This window comes from Pseudomonas sp. SWI44 (genome assembly GCF_002947915.1).
Lineage (GTDB): Bacteria > Pseudomonadota > Gammaproteobacteria > Pseudomonadales > Pseudomonadaceae > Aquipseudomonas > Aquipseudomonas taiwanensis.
In genome coordinates this window covers 1,636,423-1,662,500 of record NZ_CP026674.1, presented here as the reverse complement: position 1 = coordinate 1,662,500, position 26,078 = coordinate 1,636,423, and the positions used below count along the sequence as shown (strand labels likewise).

Below are 26,078 nucleotides of genomic sequence, written 5' to 3'. Positions count from 1 at the left end.
TGCCCAGACCTACCAATATGCGGGGCCATAGCTCAGCTGGGAGAGCGCCTGCCTTGCACGCAGGAGGTCAGCGGTTCGATCCCGCTTGGCTCCACCACTCGCTTACTTGATCAGAACTTAGAAATGAGCATTCAGATCGAATGTTGATTTCTGACTTTTGTCAGATCGTTCTTTAAAAATTCGGATATGTGATAGATAGACTGGCACGCACTTTCACTGGTGTGATGTCAGGCTAAGGTAAAATTTGTGAGTTCTGCTCTTAATTGAGCAACATGCGAATTTTCGGCGAATGTCGTCTTCACAGTATAACCAGATTGCTTGGGGTTATATGGTCAAGTGAAGAAGCGCATACGGTGGATGCCTTGGCAGTCAGAGGCGATGAAAGACGTGGTAGCCTGCGATAAGCTTTGGGGAGTCGGCAAACAGACTGTGATCCAGAGATCTCTGAATGGGGGAACCCAGCCAGCACAAGCTGGTTATCTTGTACTGAATACATAGGTGCAAGAGGCGAACCAGGGGAACTGAAACATCTAAGTACCCTGAGGAAAAGAAATCAACCGAGATTCCCTTAGTAGTGGCGAGCGAACGGGGACCAGCCCTTAAGTTGATTTGAGATTAGTGGAACGCTCTGGAAAGTGCGGCCATAGTGGGTGATAGCCCCGTACACGAAAATCTCTTATCAATGAAATCGAGTAGGACGGAGCACGAGAAACTTTGTCTGAACATGGGGGGACCATCCTCCAAGGCTAAATACTACTGACTGACCGATAGTGAACCAGTACCGTGAGGGAAAGGCGAAAAGAACCCCGGAGAGGGGAGTGAAATAGAACCTGAAACCGTATGCGTACAAGCAGTGGGAGCCTACTTTGTTAGGTGACTGCGTACCTTTTGTATAATGGGTCAGCGACTTATATTCAGTGGCGAGCTTAACCGAATAGGGGAGGCGTAGCGAAAGCGAGTCTTAATAGGGCGTTTAGTCGCTGGGTATAGACCCGAAACCGGGCGATCTATCCATGGGCAGGTTGAAGGTTAGGTAACACTGACTGGAGGACCGAACCGACTACCGTTGAAAAGTTAGCGGATGACCTGTGGATCGGAGTGAAAGGCTAATCAAGCTCGGAGATAGCTGGTTCTCCTCGAAAGCTATTTAGGTAGCGCCTCATGTATCACTCCAGGGGGTAGAGCACTGTTTCGGCTAGGGGGTCATCCCGACTTACCAAACCGATGCAAACTCCGAATACCTGGAAGTGCCGAGCATGGGAGACACACGGCGGGTGCTAACGTCCGTCGTGAAAAGGGAAACAACCCAGACCGTCAGCTAAGGTCCCAAAGTCATGGTTAAGTGGGAAACGATGTGGGAAGGCTTAGACAGCTAGGAGGTTGGCTTAGAAGCAGCCATCCTTTAAAGAAAGCGTAATAGCTCACTAGTCGAGTCGGCCTGCGCGGAAGATGTAACGGGGCTCAAACCATGCACCGAAGCTACGGGTGTCATCTTTGATGACGCGGTAGAGGAGCGTTCTGTAAGCCTGTGAAGGTGAGTTGAGAAGCTTGCTGGAGGTATCAGAAGTGCGAATGCTGACATGAGTAACGACAATGGGAGTGAAAAACTCCCACGCCGAAAGACCAAGGTTTCCTGCGCAACGTTAATCGACGCAGGGTTAGTCGGTCCCTAAGGCGAGGCTGAAAAGCGTAGTCGATGGAAAACAGGTTAATATTCCTGTACTTCCAGTTATTGCGATGGAGGGACGGAGAAGGCTAGGCCAGCTTGGCGTTGGTTGTCCAAGTTTAAGGTGGTAGGCTGAGATCTTAGGCAAATCCGGGATCTCAAGGCCGAGAGCTGATGACGAGTTGCCTTTAGGCGACGAAGTGGTTGATGCCATGCTTCCAAGAAAAGCTCCTAAGCTTCAGATAACTGGGAACCGTACCCCAAACCGACACAGGTGGTCGGGTAGAGAATACCAAGGCGCTTGAGAGAACTCGGGTGAAGGAACTAGGCAAAATGGCACCGTAACTTCGGGAGAAGGTGCGCCGACGAGGGTGAAGGACTTGCTCCGTAAGCCCATGTCGGTCGAAGATACCAGGCCGCTGCGACTGTTTATTAAAAACACAGCACTCTGCAAACACGAAAGTGGACGTATAGGGTGTGACGCCTGCCCGGTGCCGGAAGGTTAATTGATGGGGTTAGCGCAAGCGAAGCTCTTGATCGAAGCCCCGGTAAACGGCGGCCGTAACTATAACGGTCCTAAGGTAGCGAAATTCCTTGTCGGGTAAGTTCCGACCTGCACGAATGGCGTAACGATGGCGGCGCTGTCTCCACCCGAGACTCAGTGAAATTGAAATCGCTGTGAAGATGCAGTGTATCCGCGGCTAGACGGAAAGACCCCGTGAACCTTTACTATAGCTTTGCACTGGACTTTGAATTTGCTTGTGTAGGATAGGTGGGAGGCTTTGAAGTGGGGACGCCAGTTCTCATGGAGCCATTCTTGAAATACCACCCTGGCAACTTTGAGGTTCTAACTCAGGTCCGTTATCCGGATCGAGGACAGTGTATGGTGGGTAGTTTGACTGGGGCGGTCTCCTCCCAAAGAGTAACGGAGGAGTACGAAGGTGCGCTCAGACCGGTCGGAAATCGGTCGCAGAGTATAAAGGCAAAAGCGCGCTTGACTGCGAGACAAACACGTCGAGCAGGTACGAAAGTAGGTCTTAGTGATCCGGTGGTTCTGTATGGAAGGGCCATCGCTCAACGGATAAAAGGTACTCCGGGGATAACAGGCTGATACCGCCCAAGAGTTCATATCGACGGCGGTGTTTGGCACCTCGATGTCGGCTCATCACATCCTGGGGCTGAAGCCGGTCCCAAGGGTATGGCTGTTCGCCATTTAAAGTGGTACGCGAGCTGGGTTTAGAACGTCGTGAGACAGTTCGGTCCCTATCTGCCGTGGACGTTTGAGATTTGAGAGGGGCTGCTCCTAGTACGAGAGGACCGGAGTGGACGAACCTCTGGTGTTCCGGTTGTCACGCCAGTGGCATTGCCGGGTAGCTATGTTCGGAAGAGATAACCGCTGAAAGCATCTAAGCGGGAAACTTGCCTCAAGATGAGATCTCACTGGAACCTTGAGTTCCCTAAAGGGCCGTCGAAGACTACGACGTTGATAGGTTGGGTGTGTAAGCGCTGTGAGGCGTTGAGCTAACCAATACTAATTGCCCGTGAGGCTTGACCATATAACACCCAAGCAATTTGCCGACGCAGATTGCGGTGGTGAAGACGAAACGACCGAAAGTTCGCAAAACCACAAATTCACATATCCGAATTGGCCAAGAGTGTTTACACGACATTCTGGCAACAGAATTTCTTGACGACCATAGAGCATTGGAACCACCTGATCCCATCCCGAACTCAGCAGTGAAACGATGCATCGCCGATGGTAGTGTGGGGTTTCCCCATGTGAGAGTAGGTCATCGTCAAGATTCATTTCGCAAAACCCCTATCTGCGCGAGCAGGTAGGGGTTTTGTCTTTCTGGCGCAGAACACTACTGCTCTGGCGCACCGCGCCCCCCAGTTCAAGGGCTGTCGCACAACCGACTGCGACACATTTCGGTGTCTGCCCCGTGATATGGTTCCGCACCAGAACCGACCAGTTACCAGAGAACGCTCAATGGCTAACAGCACCCCACTTCATCCCGGCTTCATGATCGTCCACGGCAACCGACTGGATGACCTGCGAAGCCTGGTGGTGAGCTGGATGCGGCGCTACCCGCTGGCGCCACTGGAAAACGAAATCGCCCTCGTGCAAAGCAACGGCATCGCGCAGTGGCTCAAGCTGGCCCTGGCTGAGGACCCGCAGGACGACGATCAAGGAGGTTGTGGCATCGCGGCCGCCATTGACGTGCAACTACCTGGCAGTTTCATGTGGCAGTTGTACCGGGCCATACTGGGGCGCGAAGAAATCCCCGAGGTATCCCTGCTCGACAAGGCCCCGCTGACCTGGCGCCTGATGCGCTTGCTTCCCGCCTTGATCGAACGTCCCCATTTCGAGCCGCTGCGCCGTTTCCTCACCGACGACAGCGACCTGCGTAAGCGTTATCAGTTGGCGGAACGCCTTGCCGACCTGTTCGACCAATACCAGGTCTACCGCGCCGACTGGCTGAAGGGCTGGGCTGCCGGTGAGCATGTACTCAACACCGCCCGTGGCGAACGCAAACCGTTGGCCCCCGGTAATCGTTGGCAAGCCGAGCTGTGGCGAGCGCTGTTGGAAGATGTCGGCGAGCAAGGCATGGCCCAGAGCCGTGCCGGAGTGCACCAACGCTTCATCGAGCGTATCAACCAACTTCAAGACGCACCGGCGGGCCTGCCTTCACGGGTAATCGTGTTCGGTATCTCGTCCTTGCCTGCCCAGGCACTGGAGGCGTTGGCCGGCCTGGCCCGTTTCAGTCAGGTCTTGCTTTGTGTGCACAACCCATGTCGTCACCACTGGGCCGATATCGTCGCCGACAAGGACCTGCTGCGTCATCAGTACAAGCGCCAGCAGCGCAAGCAGGGCATGCCCTTGCAACTGGATGATGAATCGCTGCATCAGCATGCCCATCCCCTGCTTGCCGCTTGGGGCAAGCAGGGCCGCGACTACATCAACCTGCTCGACAGCTACGACGACCCTGGCAGCTACCGGGGCGTGTTCAGCGATGGGCGTATCGACCTGTTCAGCGACGGCGCGCCCACTACATTGCTCAACCAGTTGCAGGACGACATTCTCGAACTTCGTCCGCTCGCGGAAACCCGCGAGCGGTGGCCACAAGTCGACCCTGGCAAGGATCGTTCGGTGCGTTTCCACGTGGCCCATAGCCCCCAGCGTGAGGTCGAGATCCTCCATGACCAGTTGCTTGCCCGGTTCAGCGCCGACCCTACCCTGAGGCCACGTGACGTCATCGTCATGCTCCCGGCAATCGACACCTATGCCCCGCACATTCGCGCTGTGTTCGGTCAACTGCAGCGTAACGATCCCCGCTACATCCCCTACACCCTCACCGATCAGGGGCAGCGTGGTCGTGACCCACTGCTGATCGCCCTCGAGTACCTGCTCAAGCTCCCCGACAGCCGCTTCGCCGTCAGTGAAGTACTCGATCTGTTGGATGTCCCGACCGTTCGCGCCCGTTTCGGCATCCGTGAGAGCGACCTGCCGACACTGCATCGCTGGATCGAGGGTGCCGGTATTCGTTGGGGTTTGAGTGCCGAGCAAAGGGCCTCGCTGGGGTTGCCGGAAGGCCTGGAGCAGAACAGCTGGCGATTTGGTTTGCGCCGCATGCTGCTGGGCTATGCCGTCGGCGTGGGTGAGAGCTGCGACGGCATCGAGCCCTACGATGAGATCGGCGGCCTCGACGCTGCCTTGATCGGCCCATTGGTGGCGCTGCTGGAGGCCTTGGACGTGGCCTGCGAAGCCTTGCGCCAACCCGCTACCGCCGCGCAGTGGGGCGAGCGTCTGCACGCGCTGTTGCAGGTATTCTTCCTGGCAGAGGAAGAACACGATGAATTCCTCTTGATGCAATTGCAGGAGCTGCGCGACAGCTGGCTCGAAGTCTGCGAAACCGTGGGGCTGCAGGATTTGCTGCCGCTTACCGTCGTGCGCGAGGCCTGGCTGTCCGGTCTCGACCAGGGCAAGCTGTCTCAGCGTTTTCTCGCCGGGTCGGTGAACTTCTGCACCTTGATGCCCATGCGCGCCATTCCTTTCCGTGTAGTCTGTCTGCTGGGCATGAACGATGGCGATTACCCGCGCGCCCAGCCACCCCTGGACTTCGACCTGATGGCCAGCGATTACCGTCCAGGTGACCGCTCCCGCCGTGAAGACGACCGCTACCTACTGCTCGAAGCCGTGCTTTCGGCTCAGGACCAGCTGTATGTCAGTTGGGTCGGTCGCAGCATTCGCGACAACAGCGAGCGGCCAGCCTCGGTGTTGATTGGCCAGTTGCGTGACCACCTTGCGGCCGGTTGGCGCCTGCTCGGTGCCCAGGATGGCGAACAGCAAGACCCCGGCCAGCAACTGTTGCATGCCCTGACCCAGGAGCATCCATTGCAGCCGTTCAGCTGGCGTTATTTCCAGAAGGGCAGTGCATTGTTCAGCTATGCCCATGAGTGGCAGGTGCTGCATCAGGCAGTCGAACAGGTGCCACTCAGCGACGCACTGGCGCCCTATGACAATGAGGAGGCCCTGACGCTGATGCAACTGCAGGACTTCTTGCGTCACCCGGTCCGGCATTTCTTCAGCCAACGGTTGAAAGTGTTTTTCGAGGCGTTGGAAGCACCAACCCCAGATGAGGAACCGTTCGTGCTCGACACCCTGCAACGCTACAGCGCCAGCGAAAGCTTGCTGGGCGCCGCGCTGGCCGATCCCGACCACGCCGAGCAGGCCTTGCACGCCCAGGCCCGTCGTCTGCAGGCCTGTGGGGCGCTGCCTCTGGCGGGCTTCGGTGAACTGCTGCAGGCCGACTTGGTCGAGCCCTTGCCTGATCTTTTGCAACGTCACCGACAACTGTTGCAACGCTGGCCAACCTTGGTTGAGGGGGCGCTACCAATTCATTTCGAGCAGGGTAAGCATCGCCTCGAGGGTTGGTTGGGACGCGTCTACCAGGCCGATGACCAGAGCCTACTTAGCGTCACCACGGTACCCAATACCATCAGTGCCGGGCGCAACAACTTCAAGTGGCACCGCCTCACGGCAAGCTGGGTGATGCACCTGGCAGCCTGCGCTGCCGGTTATCCGCTCAACAGTGCCGTGGTGGCCAGTGACCTGACCCTGCTGCTGCCGCCCCTGCCACAGGCGGATGCCGCCAATCTGCTTGGCCACCTGCTCGTGGCACGCCAGGCGGCGATGAACGCACCGCTGCCGGTGGCCGCTAAGACAGCGTTCGCCTGGCTCGCCCAGGAAGACCCGGAGAAGGCCCTGGCCGCCGCTGAGCGTGCCTATGAAGGGGATGGCCGAACCAGCTTTGGCGAACGCAGCGAAAGCCTCGCCCTGGCGCGCCAGTTCCGCGACTTTGCCGCACTCATGGCCGACGAGACCTTCGAGGGCTGGTGCGAGACCCTGTACCGACCGTTATTTACCGCACCCTGGCAAACCCTGGGTAACCCGGAGAGTGGCGCATGACCCAGGTTCGACCTCTGGCATTGAGTTTTCCCCTGCATGGCAGCCAGCTGATCGAGGCCAGTGCCGGTACGGGCAAGACGTTCACCATTTCCGCACTGTACCTGCGCCTGATCCTCGGCCACGGCGGCGAACAAGGCTTTGGTCGCGAACTGCTGCCACCGCAAATTCTCGTGGTGACCTTCACCGATGCCGCCACCAAGGAGTTGCGCGAGCGCATTCGTGCCCGTCTGGCCGAGGCTGCACGCTTCTTCCGGGGCGAACTGGCCGCCGCCGATCCGCTGCTGCAGCAGCTGCGTGACGACTACCCCGAGCACGACTGGCCGCGCTGCGCCAGCCGTCTGGAAATCGCCGTTCAGTGGATGGATGAAGCCGCGGTATCGACCATTCACGGCTGGTGCCAGCGCATGTTGCGCGAGCATGCCTTCGACAGTGGAAGCTTGTTCACGCAGAGCCTGGAGACCGACCACAGCGAGCTGCTGGGCCAAGTGATGCGCGACTACTGGCGACGCTTCTGCTACGCCATGCAGGGCGAAGCACTGGCCTGGGTGCGCGACTACTGGGGCAGCCCGGACGCGCTGCTTCCCCGTATTCGTCCGCTGTTCGGGCGAGTGGCCATCGACCTGGACGGGCCAGAGCCACAAGCGTTGATCGAGGCTGCGCTGCGCCAGCGCGGTGAACAGCTGCGCCAACTCAAGGCGCCCTGGGCGCAATGGGCCGACGAACTACAGCAGCTCTGCCAGGATGCCGTCGCTGCCAAGCAGGTCGACGGACGTAAACTACAGGCGCGGTTTTTCGTCCCATGGTTCGACAAGCTGCGTGCCTGGGCCAGCGACGATCAGCTCGCGGAGCTGGAACTGGGCACCGGTTTCACACGCCTCACCCCAGACGGCATGGCCGAGATCTGGAAGTCGGGCGCGCCTCCGGCGCATCCCGGACTGGATGCCATGCAGTCGCTTGAGCAGCAATTGCAGGCCCTGGCCAGTCCCGACGCACGCTTGCTGGAACAGGCTGCGGGCTGGGTATCGGCACGCTTTGAAGTGGAGAAGCGCCGCCGTGCGGAAATGGGCTTCGACGACATGCTGACGCGATTGCAGCAGGCATTGACGAGCGAGGCTGGTGAGCGCTTGGCGGGACTGATACGCGAGCAGTTCCCCGTGGCGCTGATCGACGAGTTCCAGGACACCGACCCGGTGCAGTACGGCATCTTCGAGTGCATCTACCGGATTACCGAGAATCGCCGGGAAACCGGTCTATTCATGATCGGCGACCCCAAGCAGGCGATCTACGCTTTCCGCGGCGCCGACATCCATACCTACCTGACTGCCCGACGTGCCACCGCCGACCGACTGCATAGCCTGGACACCAACTACCGGTCCAGCCAGGCCATGGTCGCGGCAGTCAACCAAGTGTTCCTCCAGGCAGAAGGCCGGACGCAGGGGCGAGGGGCGTTCCTGTTCCGCGAGGCGCATGACAACCCATTGCCCTTCGTAGAGGTGAAGGCCAAAGGTCGAAGCGAGCAATTGCTCGTCGATGGCCAGCCATGCGCGGCACTGCATTGCTGGCGACTGGAGCGTGACGAACCGATCTCCAGTACGCTCTACCGGCAGCAACTTGCGGCCAGCTGCGCCAGCCACATCGTGACCCTGCTCAACGGCGGCCAGCAGGGCACGATCGGCTTCGGTAAGGGGGATGGCGACTGGCGTCCCTGCCTGCCTTCGGATATCGCCATCCTCGTGCGCGACGGCAACGAAGCGCAGTTGATTCGCAGCGAACTGGCGGCGCGCAGCGTGCGCAGTGTGTACCTGTCCGACAAGGACTCGGTGTTCGCCGCCCAGGAAGCCCATGACCTGCTGGCCTGGCTCAAGGCCTGCGCCGAGCCGGACTCCGAGCGCCTGCTCAAGGCTGCCCTGGCCAGCCTCACCCTCGACCTGCCGCTGGCCAGGCTGGACCAGCTCAACCAGGATGAGCGGGTCTGGGAAGACTGGGTGATGCGTTTTCGTCACTACCGCGAACTCTGGCAGCGCCAGGGCGTGCTGCCGATGCTGCGCCACTTGTTGCACGACTTCGAGCTGCCCCGAACCTTGCTTGGCCGCACCGACGGCGAGCGTGTACTGACCAACCTGCTGCACCTGGCCGAGCTGCTGCAACAGGCCGCCACCGAACTGGATGGCGAGCAGGCGCTGATCCGTCACCTGGCCGAGCACCTGGCCAACTCGGGCCAGGCCGGCGAGGAGCAAATTCTGCGTCTGGAAAGCGATGAGCAGTTGGTCAAGGTAGTCACGATTCACAAGTCCAAGGGCCTGGAGTATCCGCTTGTCTATCTTCCGTTCATCTGCACCAGCAAACCGGTGGATGGCTCACGACTGCCGCTGGCCTGGCACGACGGCGCGGGCAACGCCCACCTGACCTTGACGCCCACCCCAGAACAGATAGCTCAGGCCGACGACGAACGCCTCGCCGAGGACCTGCGTCTGCTCTACGTGGCCCTCACCCGCGCCCAGCATGCCTGCTGGCTGGGTATTGCCGATCTCAAGCGTGGCAACCAGAAAAGCTCGCAGTTGCACCGTTCGGCGCTGGGTTACTTGCTCGGCGGCGGGCTGGCGCTTCCCACCTCTGAACTGTTGGCGGACTGGTTACAGGCATTGGCGTCGGCTTGCCGCCATATCGTCTGCTCCAGCCCTCCTGAAGTCGATGAAACGCTGTACAGCGCACCGCGCAGCGAGCAAGAAATGGTGCCGGCGCGCAAACCGCGTCGGGCCGCGGCCGAGCATTGGTGGATCGCTTCCTACAGTGCGCTGCGGGTTGGCGAACAAACCCTGGGGGCAGATAGCTCCCTGGCTCAGCAACTGCTCGATGATGAAGCCGTCGATGCCCAACGGGTGCGTGAAGTGCCAGCCGAAGGGGGGGATATCCACCGCTTCCCCCGCGGACCGAACCCCGGCACCTTCCTCCATGGCCTACTCGAATGGGCCGGTCGCGAGGGCTTTGCCGAGGTCAGCGCCAACCCCAGGTTGCTCGAACGCACGGTGGGCCAACGCTGCAATCGGCGAGACTGGACCGGCTGGATTCCGGCCTTGAGCCAGTGGTTGCAGCGGCTGCTGACCGAGCCGCTGTCGATCGACGGTGGCGATGCGACGCTGTCACTCGCCCAGTTGCGGCACTACCAGATCGAGATGGAGTTCTGGTTCGCGAGCCACCAGGTCGACGCCGAGCAGCTTGACCGCCTGGTGGCACGCTACACGCACCCCGGTGCTGGCCGTCCGGCTGCCCAGCCGACGCTGCTCAATGGCATGTTCAAAGGATTCATCGACCTGGCCTTCGAGCTCGATGGCCGCTATTACGTGGCGGACTACAAGTCCAATTGGCTCGGTCCCGACATCCAGGCCTATGACGGCATGGCCATGGAAAAAGCCATCCTGGAGCACCGTTATGACCTGCAATACGTGCTGTACCTGCTGGCCCTGCATCGCCAGTTGCGCGCACGACTGCCTGACTACGACTACGACCGCGATGTCGGCGGTGCACTGTTCATTTTCCTGCGGGGAGCCAGCAGCGGCCACGGCGTGTACTTCGCCAAACCTCCCCGAGTGCTGATCGACGCGCTGGATGCCCTGTTCCGTGGCGTTCACCAACCCGAACAGCAGGACCTGTTTGCCGGAGTCGCGCCATGAGCCGAAGCCTTGACGATCTTTTGCCCACGCCGCTGGATGCCGAGCACCTGCAGGCACTGGCGCCGCAACGTGACAGCAACGACCTGTTGCAATTGCTCGACCGTTGGGTAGAGCGGGGCTGGCTACGCGCCCTGGACCGCGCGTTCGTGTCGTTTCTCGAAGAGCGGGCGCCGGGCAGTGATCCTTTGTTGCTGCTGGCGGCGGCGCTGGCCAGTCATCAGCTGGGCCATGGCCATGTCTGTCTGGACTTGCAGCAGACCTTGGCCGAACCGGACTTCGCCCTGTCACTGCCGCCCGAAGGCGATGCCTTGGCCGGTCCGCTGATGCTGCCCTCGCAACTGCTGGCGAATCTGGACCTCTCTACCTGGCGCCAACGTATCGCCGCCAGCCTACTGGTGGCCGCCGGCGATAGTCATGAGCAGCGTTCGCGTCCATTGGTACTCAGTGGCGAGCGCCTTTACCTGCGCCGGTACTGGAGCTACGAACGGCAGATCGACCAGACGCTGCGCCAACGCCTGGGCCGCGGCGAGGTACCGCCCGATGAACTGCCCGAACGTCTGGCCCAGTTGTTCGATGGTGGCTCACCGGCAGGCCAGGTGGACTGGCAGAAGCTCGCGTGTGCCCTGGCCACGCGGGCAGGCTTCAGCATCATCACTGGCGGCCCCGGCACCGGCAAGACCACCACGGTGGTGCGCCTGCTGGCGCTGCTGCAGGCTCCGGCGGTCGAGCAGGGCCGGCCTCTGCGCATCCGCCTGGCCGCGCCGACCGGCAAAGCCGCTGCTCGCCTGACCGAGTCCATTGGCCAGCAGGTCGAGCGGCTGCAGGTCAGCGCCGAGGTACGCGGGCAGATTCCCACCGACGTGAGTACGGTGCACCGCTTGCTGGGCAGTCGCCCAGGGTCTCGGCATTTCCGTCATCACAGCGCCAATCCGTTGCCGTTGGATGTACTGGTGGTCGATGAAGCCTCGATGATCGACCTGGAGATGATGGCTAACCTGCTCGATGCCCTGCCGCCAAGGGCCCGCCTGATTCTGCTGGGCGACAAGGACCAGCTGGCCTCGGTCGAGGCCGGTGCCGTGCTGGGTGACCTGTGCCGGGACGCGGAGGAGGGCTGCTATTCGCCTGAAACCCGAGCCTGGCTTGAGCAGGTGGGCGGCCAATCGCTGGCCAACAGCGGTCTCAAGGCCGGTGATGCACAGCGCAACCCACTCGCCCAGCAGGTGGTGATGCTGCGTTTCTCCCGCCGCTTCGGCGAGGGCAGTGGTATCGGCCAACTGGCTCGTCTGGTCAACCGCCAGGAGGCGCAAGCTGCGCGCGACTTGTTGACCTTGCCACCGGCGGACGTGTTTGGCCTTGCCCTGCGCGGTGAACAGGATCGTGCCTTCGACCGCCTGTTGCTCGATGGCCTGAACCGGGGCGAGGAGGGGCCACACGGTTACCGTCACTACCTGCGTGCCATCGGGCGTTTTCGCCCCGCGCCAGGCACCGCCTTCGACGACCCACGCTGGCAGCAATGGGCGAGCAAGGTGCTGCAGCATTTCGAGGACTTCCAGCTGCTGTGCGCGGTGCGCAAGGGCGCCTGGGGGGTGGAAGGGTTGAACGAGCGGGTGACTCGCGTGCTGCACAATGCAGGCCTGATCAATAGCCAGCAGCCCTGGTACGAGGGGCGTCCAGTCCTGGTGACGCGAAACGACTACGGCCTGGGGCTGATGAATGGCGACATCGGGATCGCCCTGTACCTGCCGGATGAACAGGGCCAGCCCCTGTTGCGCGTGGCCTTCCCACGTAACGACGGCAGTGGCGGTGTGCGTTTCGTCCTGCCCAGCCGCCTTAACGAAGTGGAGACGGTGTTCGCCATGACGGTGCACAAGTCCCAGGGCTCGGAGTTCAGCCATACCGCCCTGGTACTGCCCGATGCCCTGAACCCGGTGCTGACCAAGGAGCTGGTGTACACCGGCATCACGCGCGCCAAGCACTGCTTCAGCCTGATCGAGCCGCGCCAGGGTATTTTCGAAGAGGCGGTGATGCGTAAGGTCCGGCGTATCTCGGGGTTGATGCTGGAGCAGGTCTAGCCGCCTGTGGGGCGGCGTTATGCTATCGTTGCGAAATAATTTGAAAGGGATGTGAGAGATTTCCCACATGACAGGGGCTGGGGGACGGTTGTCGCGCTGCGCGCTTTCGCTGCTTCTGGCTGCTCTGTCGCTACTGGCAGGCCCTGTGCGCGCCGACGCCACGGCGACGGCCGAGCAGGCGCAACAGCGGGCCAAGGCCGTCACTCAGGTAGTGCTGGGGATCTTCAGCTATGCCCGTTGGCCGGTGCCACCTTCGCCGTTGCGCTTGTGCCTGGTCGGGCCTACCGAATATGCCGACGACCTGATCAAAGGCAATGTCCAGAACGCCGGCCAGCCGCTTCAGGTGCGCCGCCTGTTGGCCGACGATGCCCAGCTCGCCCAGTCCTGCGATGCGCTGTACATCGGCAGGCTTGACCCCGGCCAGCGTGACCGCCTCTTCCAGTCGGTTAGCGGCCACCCGGTGTTGAGCATCAGCGAGGCTGACGACCCCTGCACGGTGGGCAGCCTGTTTTGCCTGCGGGTCACTGACCAGCAGGTCGCCTTCGAGGTGAACCTCGACTCCGTGGCGCGCTCAGGCGTTCGTATTCACCCTAGCGTGCTGCAATTGTCGCGGCGTCGAGCGGTGCAGCCATGAAGCCTGGCAAGCAGCGTAATGCACGCCCGACCCTGCGCTTGGTGCTGAGCCGTGGCCACCTCAGCGTGGCGTTGCTGGCAGTGGGGCTGGCCGGTATATCCCTGACCCTGCTCGGGGTGCTTGCCCTGCAAGCTTATGCCAATCACAACCTGCACTTGATTGCCCGCTCGATCAACTACACCGTCGAAGCCGCCGTGGTGTTCGACGACAGTGCCGCGGCCAATGAGGCGTTGGCGCTGATCGCCAGCACCGAAGAGGTGGCCGAGGCCAAAGTCTTCAACAACGATGGCGATCAGCTTGCGCACTGGCAACGCCGCGATGACAGCATGCTTGCCCATCTGGAAGCCCGGGTGGCAACTGCCTTGCTGGACGAACCGATCAACCTGCCGATTTTTCATCAGCAGCAGAAGGTGGGGCATATGGAGCTGGTTGGCCAGGGCCGCAGCCTGTTGTTATTCCTGCTCAGCGGATTGGGCGGCATTCTGTGCTGCACTCTGTTGAGCGCGGTGGTTGCCCTTTACCTGTCGCAACGCATGCTGGGCGACATTGTCCGCCCGCTGCGCGGCCTGGCCAGCGTCGCCCATGCCGCGCGCCGTGAGCGCAGTTTCGACCGTCGCGTGCCGGAAGCACCCATTGCCGAGCTCAACGAACTGGGTAACGACTTCAATGCCTTGCTCGATGAACTGGAGGTCTGGCACAGCCACCTGCAGAACGAGAACCAGACCCTGGCCCATCAAGCCAGCCACGACAGCCTCACCGGCTTGCCCAACCGCGCGTTCTTCGAAGGCCGTCTGAACCGCACGGTGCGCAATGCGGCCCGTCAGGGCGATCACCTGGCACTGTTGTTCCTCGATAGCGACCATTTCAAGCAGATCAACGACAGCCTCGGCCATGCCGTGGGCGACGAAGTGCTGATCTGTGTTGCCGAGCGCGTTCGCGCCCAGTTGCGCGAACACGACTTGGTGGCGCGCCTTGGCGGTGATGAATTCGCCGTGATCCTGACACCGATGCAGTCGCGCGAAGATGCCGAGCGCATTGCCGAGAAGATCGTTGCCAGCATGAAGCTGCCCATCCAACTGGACAGCGGCAGCAGCATCAGCACGTCGGTGAGCGTGGGCATCGCTTACTACCCGCAAGATGGCACCGACCCTGCCAGCCTCCTCAATGCCGCCGATGCGGCGATGTACCAGGCCAAGCGCAGGCGTCGGGGTCATTGGCAAGCGGCGCAGACGGAGTAGTCCGCCGCAAATGTAAAAGACAGGAGTTGAACCGTGATACTGCGTTTACGTTTTCCCTTCGTTGCGTTGTTGCTGGCCCTGCTGGCGCTGGGTGGTTGCCAGAGTGCGCCACCCAAAGGACTGAGTGCCGAACAGATCGCTGTCCTCAAGCGTGAAGGGTTTGCTCCGACTGAGGAGGGTTGGGCTTATGACCTGTCGGGCAAGGTGCTGTTCGGCAGCGACCTGGACAGCCTCAACGGCCAGAGCGAGGAGATAGTCGAGCGGATCGGCAAGGCGTTGTTGAGCGTGGGTATCCAAGGTGTGCGGGTCGACGGCCATGCCGATGCCTCGGGCAAGGCTGCCTACAACCAACAGCTTTCCGAGCGCCGGGCACAGAGTGTGGCCAGGGCTCTGATTGGCATCGGCATGCCGGCACAGAACATTCAGACCCGAGGTCTGGGCAGCAGTCAGCCGGTTGCAGACAACCGCAGCAGCGCTGGGCGCATGGAAAATCGCCGTGTGTCGATCGTGGTGGCGTCGTACTGAATCTTGCGCGATCACGGTAGAAGCCAACACGCCGGCTCCTACCGTGGCCTTGTGGCCTCTCAGGTCTGAACGAACCGCATCTTGCGCGTTTCACCCATCAACAGCGGTGCATTCGCCTCGGTCACCTCACGTATGTAATCCCACAGCAAGGTAATCCGCTTCAACTTGCGCAAGTCCTCCCGGCAATACATCCAGAACTGCCGCGTCACTTCGATCTCCTCCGGCAGCACCGTCACCAGCCGTGGATCCTGCGCCGCCAGGAAGCACGGCAGAATCGCCAGTCCTCGACCCTGCAGCGCGGCGGTGAACTGGGCGATCACGCTGGTGCTGCGCAGGTGCGCACTGGCATTGGGAATCAGGTTGGCCAGGTACAGCAGCTCCGAGCTGAACGCCAGGTCATCCACATAGCTGATGAACGGATGCTCGACCAGATCGCTCACCTGGCGAATCGGCGCGTGGCTGTCCAGGTACTCCTGGGTGGCATACAACCGCAGGCGGTAGTCGCACAGCTTGCAGCACACGTACGGCCCATGCTCCGGACGTTCCAGGGCAATCACGATATCCGCCTCGCGCTTGGACAGGCTGATGAAGTGCGGCAGCGGCAGGATATCCACCGAAATGGCCGGCCAGGCATCGACGAAATGGCTCAATTGCGGGGTGACGAAGAAGCTGCCGAAACCCTCGGTGCAGCCCATGCGTACATGCCCCGACAACGCTACCCCAGAACCGGAAACCTGTTCGCAGGCCATGTGCAGGGTGCTTTCGATCGACTCGGCATAGCCCAGCAAGCGCTGGCCCTCGGCCGTGAGCACGAAGCCGTTGGTGCGTGATTTTTCGAACAGCAAGGTGCCCAGGGCGCCCTCCAGCGAGCTGATGCGCCGCGATACCGTGGTGTAGTCGACGCTCAGGCGCTTGGCGGCGCTGCTGGCCTTGCGGGTGCGTGCCACTTCGAGGAAGAACTTGAGATCGTCCCAGTTCAGCGCGCTCAATGAGGTGAGGTCTTTTTGCATGATGATCCGGTTTTTTTGTGCGTTCTTGTTGGATGTTTGCACATCTATACTCGAAAAAAGCCCCAGGACCCAAGCGCCACCTCGCGTTTGCCCCCGGCGCTGGCGATCTCGTCCTGACAATAATTCCAAGGAGAACGCAGATGAACGCACCGCAATCCCCCGACCAGACCAAGGTCGAACAGGTCAAGCTGCTGATCGATGGCCAATGGGTCGAATCGAAGACCAGCGAATGGCGTGACATCGTCAACCCGGCCACCCAGCAGGTGTTGGCGCGAGTTCCCTTCGCCACTGTCGAGGAAGTGGATGCTGCTGTGGCCGCCGCCCAGCGCGCCTTCCTGACCTGGCGCGACACCCCGATCGGCGCACGCATGCGCATCATGCTCAAGCTGCAGGCGTTGATCCGCGAGCACACCAAGCGCATCGCCCAGACCCTCAGCGCCGAGCAGGGCAAGACCCTGGCCGATGCCGAAGGCGATATCTTCCGTGGCCTTGAAGTGGTCGAGCACGCAGCGTCCATCGGTACCCTGCAGATGGGCGAGTTCGCCGAGAACGTCGCCGGTGGTGTCGACACCTACACCCTGCGCCAGCCCATCGGCGTGTGTGCAGGCATCACCCCGTTCAACTTCCCGGCGATGATCCCGCTGTGGATGTTCCCCATGGCCATCGTTTGCGGCAACACCTTCGTTCTCAAGCCATCCGAGCAGGACCCGCTGTCGACCATGATGCTGGTCGAGCTGGCGCTGGAAGCCGGCGTGCCAGCGGGCGTTCTGAACGTGGTCCATGGTGGCAAGCAAGTGGTCGATGCGATCTGTACCCACAAGGACATCAAGGCCATCTCCTTCGTCGGCTCCACCGAAGTCGGCACCCACGTCTACAACCTGGGCAGCCAGCACGGTAAGCGCGTGCAGTCGATGATGGGCGCCAAGAACCATGCCGTGGTACTGCCCGATGCCAACCGCACGCAAACCGTCAATGCTCTGGTCGGCGCCGCTTTCGGCGCAGCCGGCCAGCGCTGCATGGCCACGTCGGTGGCGGTGCTGGTGGGCAAGGCCCGTGAGTGGCTGCCGGACATCAAGGCGGCGGCGAGCAAGCTCAAGGTCAATGCTGGTTGTGAACCAGGCACCGATGTGGGCCCGGTGGTATCCAAGCGCGCCAAGGAGCGTGTTCTGGGCTTGATCGAAAGCGGTATCAAGGAAGGCGCCAAGCTTGAACTGGATGGGCGCGATGTGAAGGTCCCAGGCTACGAGCAGGGCAACTTCGTTGGCCCGACCCTGTTCTCTGGGGTGAAAACCGACATGCAGATCTACACCCAGGAGATCTTCGGCCCGGTGCTGGTGACCCTGGAAGTCGACACCCTCGATGAAGCCATCGCCCTGGTCAACGCCAACCCGTTCGGCAACGGCACTGGCCTGTTCACCCAGAGTGGCGCGGCGGCGCGCAAGTTCCAGAGCGAGATCGACATCGGCCAGGTCGGTATCAACATCCCGATCCCAGTGCCGGTTCCGTTCTTCAGCTTCACCGGTTCGCGCGGCTCGAAGCTGGGCGACCTGGGCCCGTACGGCAAGCAAGTGGTGCAGTTCTACACTCAGACCAAGACCGTCACCGCCCGCTGGTTCGATGACGACAGCGTCAATGACGGTGTGAACACCACCATCAGCCTGCGCTAAGGAGATCGCCATGCGTATCGCATTCATCGGCCTGGGCAACATGGGTGCCCCCATGGCCCGCAACTTGATCAAGGCCGGGCACTCGTTGAACCTGTTCGACCTGAACAAGACCGTGTTGGCCGAGCTTGCCGAGCTCGGGGGGCAGGTCAGCGCCTCGCCCAAGGACGCGGCTGCTGGCAGCGAACTGGTCATCACCATGTTGCCGGCTGCGGCCCATGTGCGCGCCGTGTACCTCAACGAAGAAGATGGCGTACTGGCGGGCATCCGCCCCGGTACGCCGACGGTGGATTGCAGCACCATCGACCCGCAGACCGCCCGCGATGTATCCAAGGCCGCCGCGGCCAAGGGGGTGGACATGGGCGATGCTCCGGTGTCTGGCGGCACCGGCGGCGCGGCGGCTGGCACATTGACGTTCATGGTCGGCGCCAGTGCCGAGCTGTTCGCCACCCTCAAGCCAGTGCTGGAGCAGATGGGCCGCAACATCGTGCATTGCGGTGAGGTCGGGACCGGGCAGATCGCCAAGATCTGCAACAACCTGCTGCTGGGCATCTCCATGATCGGAGTATCCGAAGCCATGGCCCTGGGCAATGCGCTGGGCATCGATACCAAGGTGCTGGCCGGCATCATCAATAGCTCGACCGGGCGTTGCTGGAGTTCCGACACCTACAACCCATGGCCGGGCGTCATCGAGACCGCCCCGGCGTCACGGGGCTACACCGGAGGTTTTGGTGCCGAGTTGATGCTCAAGGACCTGGGGTTGGCCACTGAGGCTGCGCGGCAGGCGCACCAACCGGTGATTCTCGGCGCCGTCGCCCAGCAGTTGTACCAGGCGATGAGCCTGCGGGGGGACGGTGGCAAGGACTTCTCGGCGATTGTCGAGGGGTATCGCAAGAAGGATTGACGAGCGAGGCTTGATCGCGGGTTGGGTGCTTTTCCCTCTGTAACTGCGCACCAGAGGGAGGGACACCTGGCCCGCGATTTTTTTGCCTGTTGTAAGGTTTTGGCGTTTGCAAGATTGAGCGCCGCCCGCGCGGCGCATCGCGAGCAAGGCTCGCTCCTACGCGTGGCGAGGGGTATCGCCAGAAGGATTGACGAGCGAGGCTTGATCGCGGGTTGGGTGCTTCTCCCTCTGTAACTGCGCACCAGAGGGAGGGGCACCTGGCCCGCGATTTTTTTTGCCTGTCGTAAGGTTTTTGGCGTTTGCAAGATCGAGCGCCGTCCGCGCGGTGCATCGCGAGCAAGGCTCGCTCCTACGCGTGGCGAGGGGTATCGCCAGAAGGATTGACGAGCGAGGCTTGATCGCGGGTTGGGTGCTTCTCCCTCTGTAAATGCGCACCAGAGGGAGGGGCACCTGGCCCGCGATTTTTTTTGCCTGTCGTAAGGTTTTTGGCGTTTGCAAGATCGAGCGCCGCCCGCGCGGCGCATCGCGAGCAAGGCTCGCTCCTACGCGTGGCGAGGGGTATCGCAAGAAGGATTGACGAGCGAGGCTTGATCGCGGGTTGGGTGCTTTTCCCTCTGTAACTGCGCACCAGAGGGGGGGGCACCTGGCCCGCGATTTTTTTTGCTTGTCGTAAGGTTTTTGGCGTTTGCAAGATCGAGCGCCGCCCGCGCGGCGCATCGCGAGCAAGGCTCGCTCCTACGTTTGTTTACGGCCAATAACGCCTGTGACAGACGCGCGCGACCGCCTTGTTTGTACGGCGCGATATCGAGCCATGCGCCAACGCGTTCGCGCACGAATCTCGCAGGAATAATTGGCCCGAAACAAACGTGGGAGCGAGCCTTGCTCGCGATGCGCCGCGCGGGCGGCGCTCGATATACGCATTACCGCTAAACCATGACAGCCACCTAGCATCCCCAACCCATATCAAGAATCAGGCGAAGACGAAATACTTGCGCACGGTCTCGACCACTTCCCAGGTGCCCTTCATTCCCGGTTCGATCACGAACACATCACCGGCTTTGAGGTGCTTGGGCTCTTCACCTTCCGGGGTGATGATGCAATAGCCATCGAGGAAGTGGCAGAACTCCCACTTTTCGTAATTCACCTCGAACTTGCCTGGCGTGCAGATCCAGGTACCCATGATCTTGCTGCCGTCGGCAGACAAGTAGGCGTTGAGGTTGACGGTGTGCGGATCGCCGCCGATGCGCTTCCACTTGGTGGCGTCCACGACCGGCGTCGGGCAGGTCTCGCGCAGGACGGTGATGAAATCGGACATGGCACAACTCCTGGTGACTGGCTGAATGACGTATCACCATAGGGCCATTGGCCGAGCGCCAGTTGCCTGGGCTCGACGTCCAGCTGCCTGACCGCGCTATGCCGTCGACCCGTGCAGCGCCACGGCTCACGCCCACCAGTAGCGCACAAAGTGAAAGAACACCGGCGCAGCGAAGCACACTGAATCCATCCGATCGAGCATGCCTCCGTGGCCCTCGATCATGTGCCCCCAGTCCTTGACCCCACGGTCGCGTTTGATCGCCGACATCACCAGCCCACCGAAAAAGCCCATGGCATTGACCGTCAAGGCCATCAATGCAGCCTGCCAGAAGCTGAACGGGGTGATCCAGCACAGTAGGGCGCCGACCAAGGTCGCCAGTGCCACACCGCCGGCCAGGCCTTCGATGGTCTTCGACGGTGACAGGTTGGGCGCCACCTTGTGCTTGCCGAACAACTTGCCGCACACGTACTGCAGCACGTCGCTGATCTGCACCACCAGAATCAGCCAGGCGATCAACAACAGGTTGCGGCCTTCGTAACCGGGTATATCGAGGGTCAGCAGGGCGGGTACCGAAGACAGGCAGTAAACCGCGATCATCAGGCCCCACTGTACCTTCGAGGCCCGTTCCAGAAAGCGCGTGGTGTCACCGCCGAAGCTGGCCAGAATCGGCAGCAGCAGGAACAGGTACACCGGGATGAAGATGCTGAACAACCCGTACCAGTCCATGGCAATCAGCAAATATTGCACCGGCAGCGCCACGTAGAAGGCGGCCACGAGCGCCGGGTAGTCGCTGCGTCGGGTCGGGGTGAGGGTCATGAACTCGCGCAAGGCGTAGAACGAAACGCCGTAGAACAACACGATCACACCGTACTTGCCGAACAGGAAGGCGATGCCGATCACCAGTACCATCACCCACCAGGCATTGATGCGGGCGTTGAGGTTGTCGATTACCGCATGAGGGGCAGGGCCTGCACGCCATTTGAGCAAGCGACCGATCACACTGGCGAGCAATAGGAGCGCGCCAATACCGGCGAACAGCAGAAGGGTGTTGTCGTCCATGTCAGGCATCCTTTGGTGCCAGATTCAGCAGGGCCTGACTGGCCCGCTCTAGAAAGTCCTGCTTGCCCTCGTCGGCCTGCAGGTGAATGGGCTCACCAAAACTCAAGGTGCACAACAGCGGCAGCGGTAGGGCCCGGCCCTTGGGCATCACACGGTTGAGGTTGGCGATCCAGACGGGCACCAATTGCATGCCGGGATTGGCGGCGGCCAAATGGAACAACCCACTTTTGAAGGGCATCAGCGGCTCATCGCCCAGGTTGCGGGTGCCCTCCGGGAAGAAGATCAGGGAGTCGCCCTGGGCCAGGGCGTTGAAGATCGGTTGCAGTGGGTTGCCCTGGCCTTCGACCCGGTGCCGGTCGATCAGCACCCCGTTGAACACTTTGCGGATCAGAAAGTCGCGCAGCCCAGGCTTGGCCCAGTAATCGGCGCCTGCCACGGGCCGGGTATGCCTGCGCAGCGGCGCAGGCAGTGAGGCCCAGATCAGCACGAAATCGCCGTGGCTGCTGTGGTTGGCGAAATACAGGCGTTGCACCGGTTGCGGTGCACAGCCTAGCCACAGGGCGCGGGCGCCGGTGATCAGGCGCGCTGCGCTGGTGATGATGAAGGCAGTCAGGGCGGCAAGCATGGCTCGGTGATCATCCAATGAAAGGCACTGTCAGCAGGGTAGCCAACGTCAGCAGCGCCTGCAGGCCAAGGCACAGGGTCTGACGGCGCAACAGCGCCAGTGCCGCCTGGCTTCGGGCAGACCAGTCGCGGGCGTCTTCGGGCTGGGTTTTCAAATGCAGGTCGAACAGGGCATGGTCCAGAGCCTGGGTATCGGCCGCCAAATCGGTGCTGGCGCCAAGTCGGGCGAACAGGTCGGCGTCCAGCGCGACACGTACCGCCCAGTATTTGTGCAACACACCGAGGGCGAGCAGGGCAGCGCACAGCAGGCTGGCTGATGGCGTCAGCGCTGCACCCAGCAGCGGCGCCAGGCCATAGGCCAAGGCCAGCAGGCTGATGCCATCGGACAGACGCTCCAGCTGCGCGCCACGACCGAGCAGGCTGGCCACCACCATCAGCTTCATGGCGGGCTGCCCAGCCGTTGCAGCGCCAGGCGATGGGCGGGCGACAGCACCACGCCCTGGCGAGCCTTGCGGATCAGTACCTGTGCCTGGGCGATGTCGCTGCATCGACCAGTCAATAGCAGCCAGGCGGCGACCGCGCTGGCACTGCGCGAGTAGCCCAACGCGCAGCAGACCAGCAAAGGGCCTTGGTGGCGCGACCGCTCGATCGCCGAGGCGGCTTGCTGCAGCAACTGGCTGTTCGGCGCGATCAGGTCGAGCGTGGCCAGCACGTGGTAATCGACCCCCTGGGTCATCGGGCAAGGCAGTTCCGCACAGAGGTCGACGATTGCGGCATAGCTCGAAGCTTCAACTTGGCCTGGAATACGCCCCAGGAAAACCCCGTCGCAGACTGCGTCGGCATTGGGGTGACGCCATGTCCACAGTCGCGAATTGATCCATGCCGCCAGCGTGTAGGGGGCAAGCAGCGCGCTGGCGGCAATCGACAAGCGTCCGTCATCACCTTTCTGAAAACCCTGTGCGCCCAGCGCCGCGTAGTTCAGCGCTACCAGCAGCAGCGCCACGGCCGGCCAAAGCAGCCATAACCCGGCACCACCCACCAGCAGCGCAATTACCACGCTGCCCATCGCCCCGGCCCCATAGCGCAGCGCCAGGCGCCAGCGATACGGTTCGCGAGCCAGGTGGGCATGCTGCCAGGGCAACTGGCCCTTAGGCGGCCAGAGCCAGAGGCAGGCGAATCCGGACAATGCTCCGGTGGGCAGGTCGATGAAGTGATGCTGCCAAGTGGTGAGCACGGACACCCCGATCAGCGCCATCCACCCATGCATGACCCAACGCCAGAGCGGGCGATGCAGATGCCGGGCGAACATCGACCAGATGATGACCAAGAGTGCGATGTGCAGCGAGGGGGCCTGGTTGAATGGCTTGTCGAACCCCATCAGCACCTCGAACAGCCAGCCGAACAGACCATCCATTGCCGGCCGTTCGAAGGTGAAACGCAGGGGCCAGAGCAGAAAGCAGCTGACACTGATCACCTGCGCGGTGAGCAGGGCCAGGGCATGGCGGTCCATTTCGCGGCGTGTACGCGGCAGCAGGAAGGACAGGCCATAAAGGAGGTCGATCGACCAGTACGGCAGGATGGTCCAGGGCCAGAGCGGTATGTGCCGTTCCCAGGCGAACACCAGGCTGCCGACATCGTCGCGGCCCTCGGTGTGACTGTTGGCCAGGCCATAGCTGAGGAAGAAGACTGGCCCGAGCAGCAACAGCCACAGCACGCCTCGCCGGATAAGCCCAGGCTCACGCATCGGCTTCACTCACGAACTCGCTGCGCCAGGCTCACGCTGAAGATGCCCCATTCATCGATGCGCTGGGCCAGCTTGCGAAAACCCGCGGCTTCCACCAGTTGGTCCATCTCTGCCTGGCTGCGTCGCCGCATCACCCAGGCCTCGCCACCACGATGGCTGGTAAGGGCGCGGGCGATCATCTCAAGCTGCGGGTGCCAGGGTTGGCCGGTGTAGACCAGGTAACCGCCACTCTCCACGGCTTGGGCAAGGCCAGCCAGGGAGTTGCCGACCAGGGTGTTGCTGGCGAACAGTTCATACAGGCCGGACACCACGGCCAGTGTCGGGCGTGGCTCCAGCGCAGCCAGGCCCTGGCGGTCGAATGCATCGGCTTGCACGAAGCGGGCGATGCTGGTCAAACCCTTTTCTGCGATCAGCGCGCTGCCTTGTTGCACGTTCAGTTCGCTGTAGTCGCGCAGCAGAATCGAGTCCGGCTGCCGATCATGTGCCTGCAAAGCTTCGAGAATGTAGCGGCCATGGCCTGCCGCGATATCGACGATATGCACGGGTCGCTGTTGCTCGCGCAGGCGATCGATGGCCAGTCGCAGCAATTCCTCGACGTGCAGCTTGCGTTGGCGGATGCCTCGCCAGCCTATGGCGTTCAGGTAGTTCTGGTCGATCAGACGGCCCAGTGACCCCTTGCCCGAGGGCTGGTTGCGGTAGACGTAGTCGAGTGTGCTGCCAGAGTCGAAGCCGGTGTCGAAGCCCAGCCTCACGCCTTCGGAGAAGCCCCTGCCCAGGCGCAGCCCTGCGCGGGTGGCGCGCCAGTAAAGCTCGCGGGGCGAGTTGCGGGGTAGCGGCGCGGCGAGGCTTTCGGCTTCGGCGCAGCTGGCGCCGGTCTTGTCCGCATCGAGCAAGCTGGGCGCTGCCACGGGGTTGTCGAAGCTGTGCTCGACGAAGCGCTCGATGCGCCTGAGTACATGGCCGCGGTCGCGTTCGCCCAGGGTGTCGTGGAAGAAGCCGGGAAGCACATGCATTTCCTTGCGCAGGCACCCAAGGCGCTCGAAGAAGCGCTCCTGCGGTGCGCGCTCGACCACCAGGTCGGCCCCCGACACCAGCAGTTGGGTCGGCACCTGGATCGCCTGGGCATCGGCGACCACGCGGTCGGCTGCCTCGTACAAGCCCAGCAGCATGGTTACCGAAATGGGCCGGCTGATCAGCGGGTCGGCGATATACGACATGACCCGCTCCGGGTCGTGGGTCAGCAGGCGCGGCTTGACATAGCTGTTGACGAAGAAGTTGCCGCGCAGGGCCTTGAGCAACTTCAGGCCTGGGCGGGCGAAGGGCACGTACAGCTTCACCTTGAAGGCCGGCGAGGCAAGCACCAGGCAGCGCACCTTGGGGGCGTAGTCATGGGCCCAGGTGGCGATCAGAACCGCGCCGACGCTCTGGGCAAGCACCACGATGTCTGGCTCGGCAATACCGTGGCGCGCCTGGATGTGCTCGATGAAGGTCTGCACATCACGCACGCTGGTGGCAAACCCTGGGCTATCGCCGCGAGCACCGGGCGACTGGCCATGGCCACGCGCATCCCAGGCGAAGAAGTCGTAGCCAGGCATGTCCAGCTCGTCGGCCAGATGAGCCATGCGCCCGCCGTGCTCATGGCCTCGGTGGAACATCACCACCGCCCGTCGTGGCTGATGTTCGTTTCGGGTGGCGGGCCAATGACGGTAATGCAGTTCGACACCATCATGGGTAGGGAAATACAGCGATTGCGCTTGGCGCATGGCGAAGGTCCTTGTCCGGCGACACTAGGCTCAGCGGGTTTCTACCAGACCCTGGCGAACCCGGTTGTAGAGGGTATAGAGCGAGAGGGCGAGGATGACCAGCAGCAGGCCGTCGATCCACGCCGGGCTCAGGAGGTGGAACGCCACGCCCGCGCCCAGCAGGCCGAAGGCGAAGGCCCGGTCGCTTTTGCCCATGGGGCCGTCATAGCGCCGCGAAGCACCCACCAGCGGCCCCATGACCCCGGCGTATTCGCTGATCAGCGCACTGATCACCACCAGTACCACCAGCAGTGGCGTCACCCCAGGCAAGCATGCGAATGGCAGGTAGAGCGCGGTGTCCGCGATCACGTCGCACAGCTCGTTCAGGTAAGCCCCCAGTTTCGATTGCTGGCCGAATTCACGGGCCAGCATGCCATCGACCGCATTGAGCGCCATGCGCAGCAACATCCATATGGGGATCAGGATGAACAGCCATGTGACAGGGCTCAACCACGCCAACAGCAAACCCAGCAATACCGACACCAGTGCCGCTGCGACCGTGACCTGGTTGGCCGTGACGCCACGGCCGTGGAGACGGTCTACCGCAGGGCGCAACAGGGCCTGGAAGTGTGGTTTCAATTGGTAGATCGATAGCACATCAGGCTCCCATTGCAGTTCGGTATTGCAGGACGACTGGAGCAAGTGGCCTCGAGCCTGAGGGCTACGGCTCGATGAGCTGC

At 61.9% G+C, this 26,078-nt stretch carries 16 protein-coding genes, 2 tRNA genes and 2 rRNA genes (1 of these 20 running past the window's edge); 12 read left to right on the top strand and 8 right to left on the bottom strand.

Annotated elements, in window-relative coordinates; all coding sequences use genetic code 11:
• The 10 genes from C4Q26_RS07970 to C4Q26_RS07925 form a co-directional block, all read left to right on the top strand.
• A tRNA-Ile gene (locus C4Q26_RS07970) sits at window positions 1–15 on the top strand; it begins 62 nt to the left of the window's first position.
• 6 nt (window positions 16–21) lie between these two features.
• Window positions 22–97 (top strand) — tRNA-Ala (locus C4Q26_RS07965).
• 233 nt (window positions 98–330) lie between these two features.
• Window positions 331–3,222: ribosomal RNA gene (locus C4Q26_RS07960) — 23S ribosomal RNA — on the top strand.
• A gap of 130 nt (window positions 3,223–3,352) precedes the next feature.
• Window positions 3,353–3,468: ribosomal RNA gene (gene rrf, locus C4Q26_RS07955) — 5S ribosomal RNA — on the top strand.
• 188 nt (window positions 3,469–3,656) lie between these two features.
• On the top strand, window positions 3,657–7,136 hold the full coding sequence (gene recC / locus C4Q26_RS07950) for an exodeoxyribonuclease V subunit gamma (RefSeq protein ID WP_104882958.1): 3,480 nt from the start codon (window positions 3,657–3,659) through the stop codon (window positions 7,134–7,136).
• The gene (recB, locus tag C4Q26_RS07945) at window positions 7,133–10,807 is read left to right on the top strand and encodes an exodeoxyribonuclease V subunit beta (RefSeq protein ID WP_104882957.1); all 3,675 of its coding nucleotides are present in this window, start codon (window positions 7,133–7,135) and stop codon (window positions 10,805–10,807) included. Before recC ends, recB begins: the two co-directional genes overlap by 4 nt.
• Window positions 10,804–12,879: an exodeoxyribonuclease V subunit alpha gene (gene recD / locus C4Q26_RS07940; protein ID WP_023378668.1), complete on the top strand. Its 2,076-nt coding sequence runs from the start codon at window positions 10,804–10,806 to the stop codon at window positions 12,877–12,879. The genes recB and recD overlap by 4 nt, the downstream gene beginning before the upstream one ends.
• Window positions 12,880–12,946: 67 nt before the next feature.
• A complete protein-coding gene (locus C4Q26_RS07935) occupies window positions 12,947–13,513 on the top strand; it encodes a YfiR family protein (RefSeq protein WP_027907831.1) in 567 nt (188 codons plus the stop codon).
• Window positions 13,510–14,751: a diguanylate cyclase domain-containing protein gene (locus C4Q26_RS07930; protein ID WP_104882956.1), complete on the top strand. Its 1,242-nt coding sequence runs from the start codon at window positions 13,510–13,512 to the stop codon at window positions 14,749–14,751. Before C4Q26_RS07935 ends, C4Q26_RS07930 begins: the two co-directional genes overlap by 4 nt.
• Window positions 14,752–14,784: 33 nt before the next feature.
• Window positions 14,785–15,276 carry an OmpA family protein gene (locus C4Q26_RS07925; protein ID WP_104882955.1) on the top strand — a complete coding sequence of 164 codons (492 nt, stop codon included), beginning with the start codon at window positions 14,785–14,787 and terminating at the stop codon, window positions 15,274–15,276.
• Window positions 15,277–15,335: 59 nt separating this feature from the next.
• On the opposite strand, the gene C4Q26_RS07920 is transcribed toward C4Q26_RS07925, so the two are convergent.
• Complete coding sequence (locus tag C4Q26_RS07920; RefSeq protein ID WP_027907828.1) at window positions 15,336–16,286, bottom strand: LysR family transcriptional regulator; 951 nt, start codon at window positions 16,284–16,286, stop codon at window positions 15,336–15,338.
• 140 nt (window positions 16,287–16,426) lie between these two features.
• Here C4Q26_RS07920 and C4Q26_RS07915 point away from each other — a divergent pair, with 140 nt between their 5' ends.
• On the top strand, window positions 16,427–17,953 hold the full coding sequence (locus C4Q26_RS07915; protein ID WP_023378674.1) for a CoA-acylating methylmalonate-semialdehyde dehydrogenase: 1,527 nt from the start codon (window positions 16,427–16,429) through the stop codon (window positions 17,951–17,953).
• Between the two features lie 10 nt (window positions 17,954–17,963).
• The gene (gene mmsB, locus C4Q26_RS07910; RefSeq protein WP_023378675.1) at window positions 17,964–18,854 is read left to right on the top strand and encodes a 3-hydroxyisobutyrate dehydrogenase; all 891 of its coding nucleotides are present in this window, start codon (window positions 17,964–17,966) and stop codon (window positions 18,852–18,854) included.
• Window positions 18,855–19,824: 970 nt separating this feature from the next.
• Here mmsB and C4Q26_RS07905 read toward each other — a convergent pair.
• The 7 genes from C4Q26_RS07905 to C4Q26_RS07875 all read right to left on the bottom strand — a co-directional run bounded on the left by C4Q26_RS07905 (window position 19,825) and on the right by C4Q26_RS07875 (window position 25,995).
• Window positions 19,825–20,169 (bottom strand): cupin domain-containing protein, encoded by a 345-nt coding sequence (locus tag C4Q26_RS07905; RefSeq protein ID WP_003258412.1) that lies wholly within the window; start codon window positions 20,167–20,169, stop codon window positions 19,825–19,827.
• A 126-nt stretch (window positions 20,170–20,295) separates the two neighbouring features.
• Entirely contained in the window at window positions 20,296–21,228 is a 933-nt protein-coding gene (locus tag C4Q26_RS07900; RefSeq protein WP_023378676.1) for a phosphatidate cytidylyltransferase, read from the bottom strand.
• A 1-nt stretch (window position 21,229) separates the two neighbouring features.
• A complete protein-coding gene (locus C4Q26_RS07895; RefSeq protein ID WP_104882954.1) occupies window positions 21,230–21,853 on the bottom strand; it encodes a lysophospholipid acyltransferase family protein in 624 nt (207 codons plus the stop codon).
• A gap of 10 nt (window positions 21,854–21,863) precedes the next feature.
• Complete coding sequence (locus tag C4Q26_RS07890) at window positions 21,864–22,295, bottom strand: hypothetical protein (protein ID WP_023378679.1); 432 nt, start codon at window positions 22,293–22,295, stop codon at window positions 21,864–21,866.
• Window positions 22,292–23,605 carry a phosphatase PAP2/dual specificity phosphatase family protein gene (locus tag C4Q26_RS07885; protein WP_104882953.1) on the bottom strand — a complete coding sequence of 438 codons (1,314 nt, stop codon included), beginning with the start codon at window positions 23,603–23,605 and terminating at the stop codon, window positions 22,292–22,294. The genes C4Q26_RS07890 and C4Q26_RS07885 overlap by 4 nt, the downstream gene beginning before the upstream one ends.
• Complete coding sequence (locus tag C4Q26_RS07880) at window positions 23,602–25,359, bottom strand: bifunctional alpha/beta hydrolase/class I SAM-dependent methyltransferase (protein WP_104882169.1); 1,758 nt, start codon at window positions 25,357–25,359, stop codon at window positions 23,602–23,604. The genes C4Q26_RS07885 and C4Q26_RS07880 overlap by 4 nt, the downstream gene beginning before the upstream one ends.
• Window positions 25,360–25,389: 30 nt before the next feature.
• Window positions 25,390–25,995 carry a CDP-alcohol phosphatidyltransferase family protein gene (locus tag C4Q26_RS07875; RefSeq protein ID WP_027908035.1) on the bottom strand — a complete coding sequence of 202 codons (606 nt, stop codon included), beginning with the start codon at window positions 25,993–25,995 and terminating at the stop codon, window positions 25,390–25,392.
• Window positions 25,996–26,078: the final 83 nt, after the last annotated feature.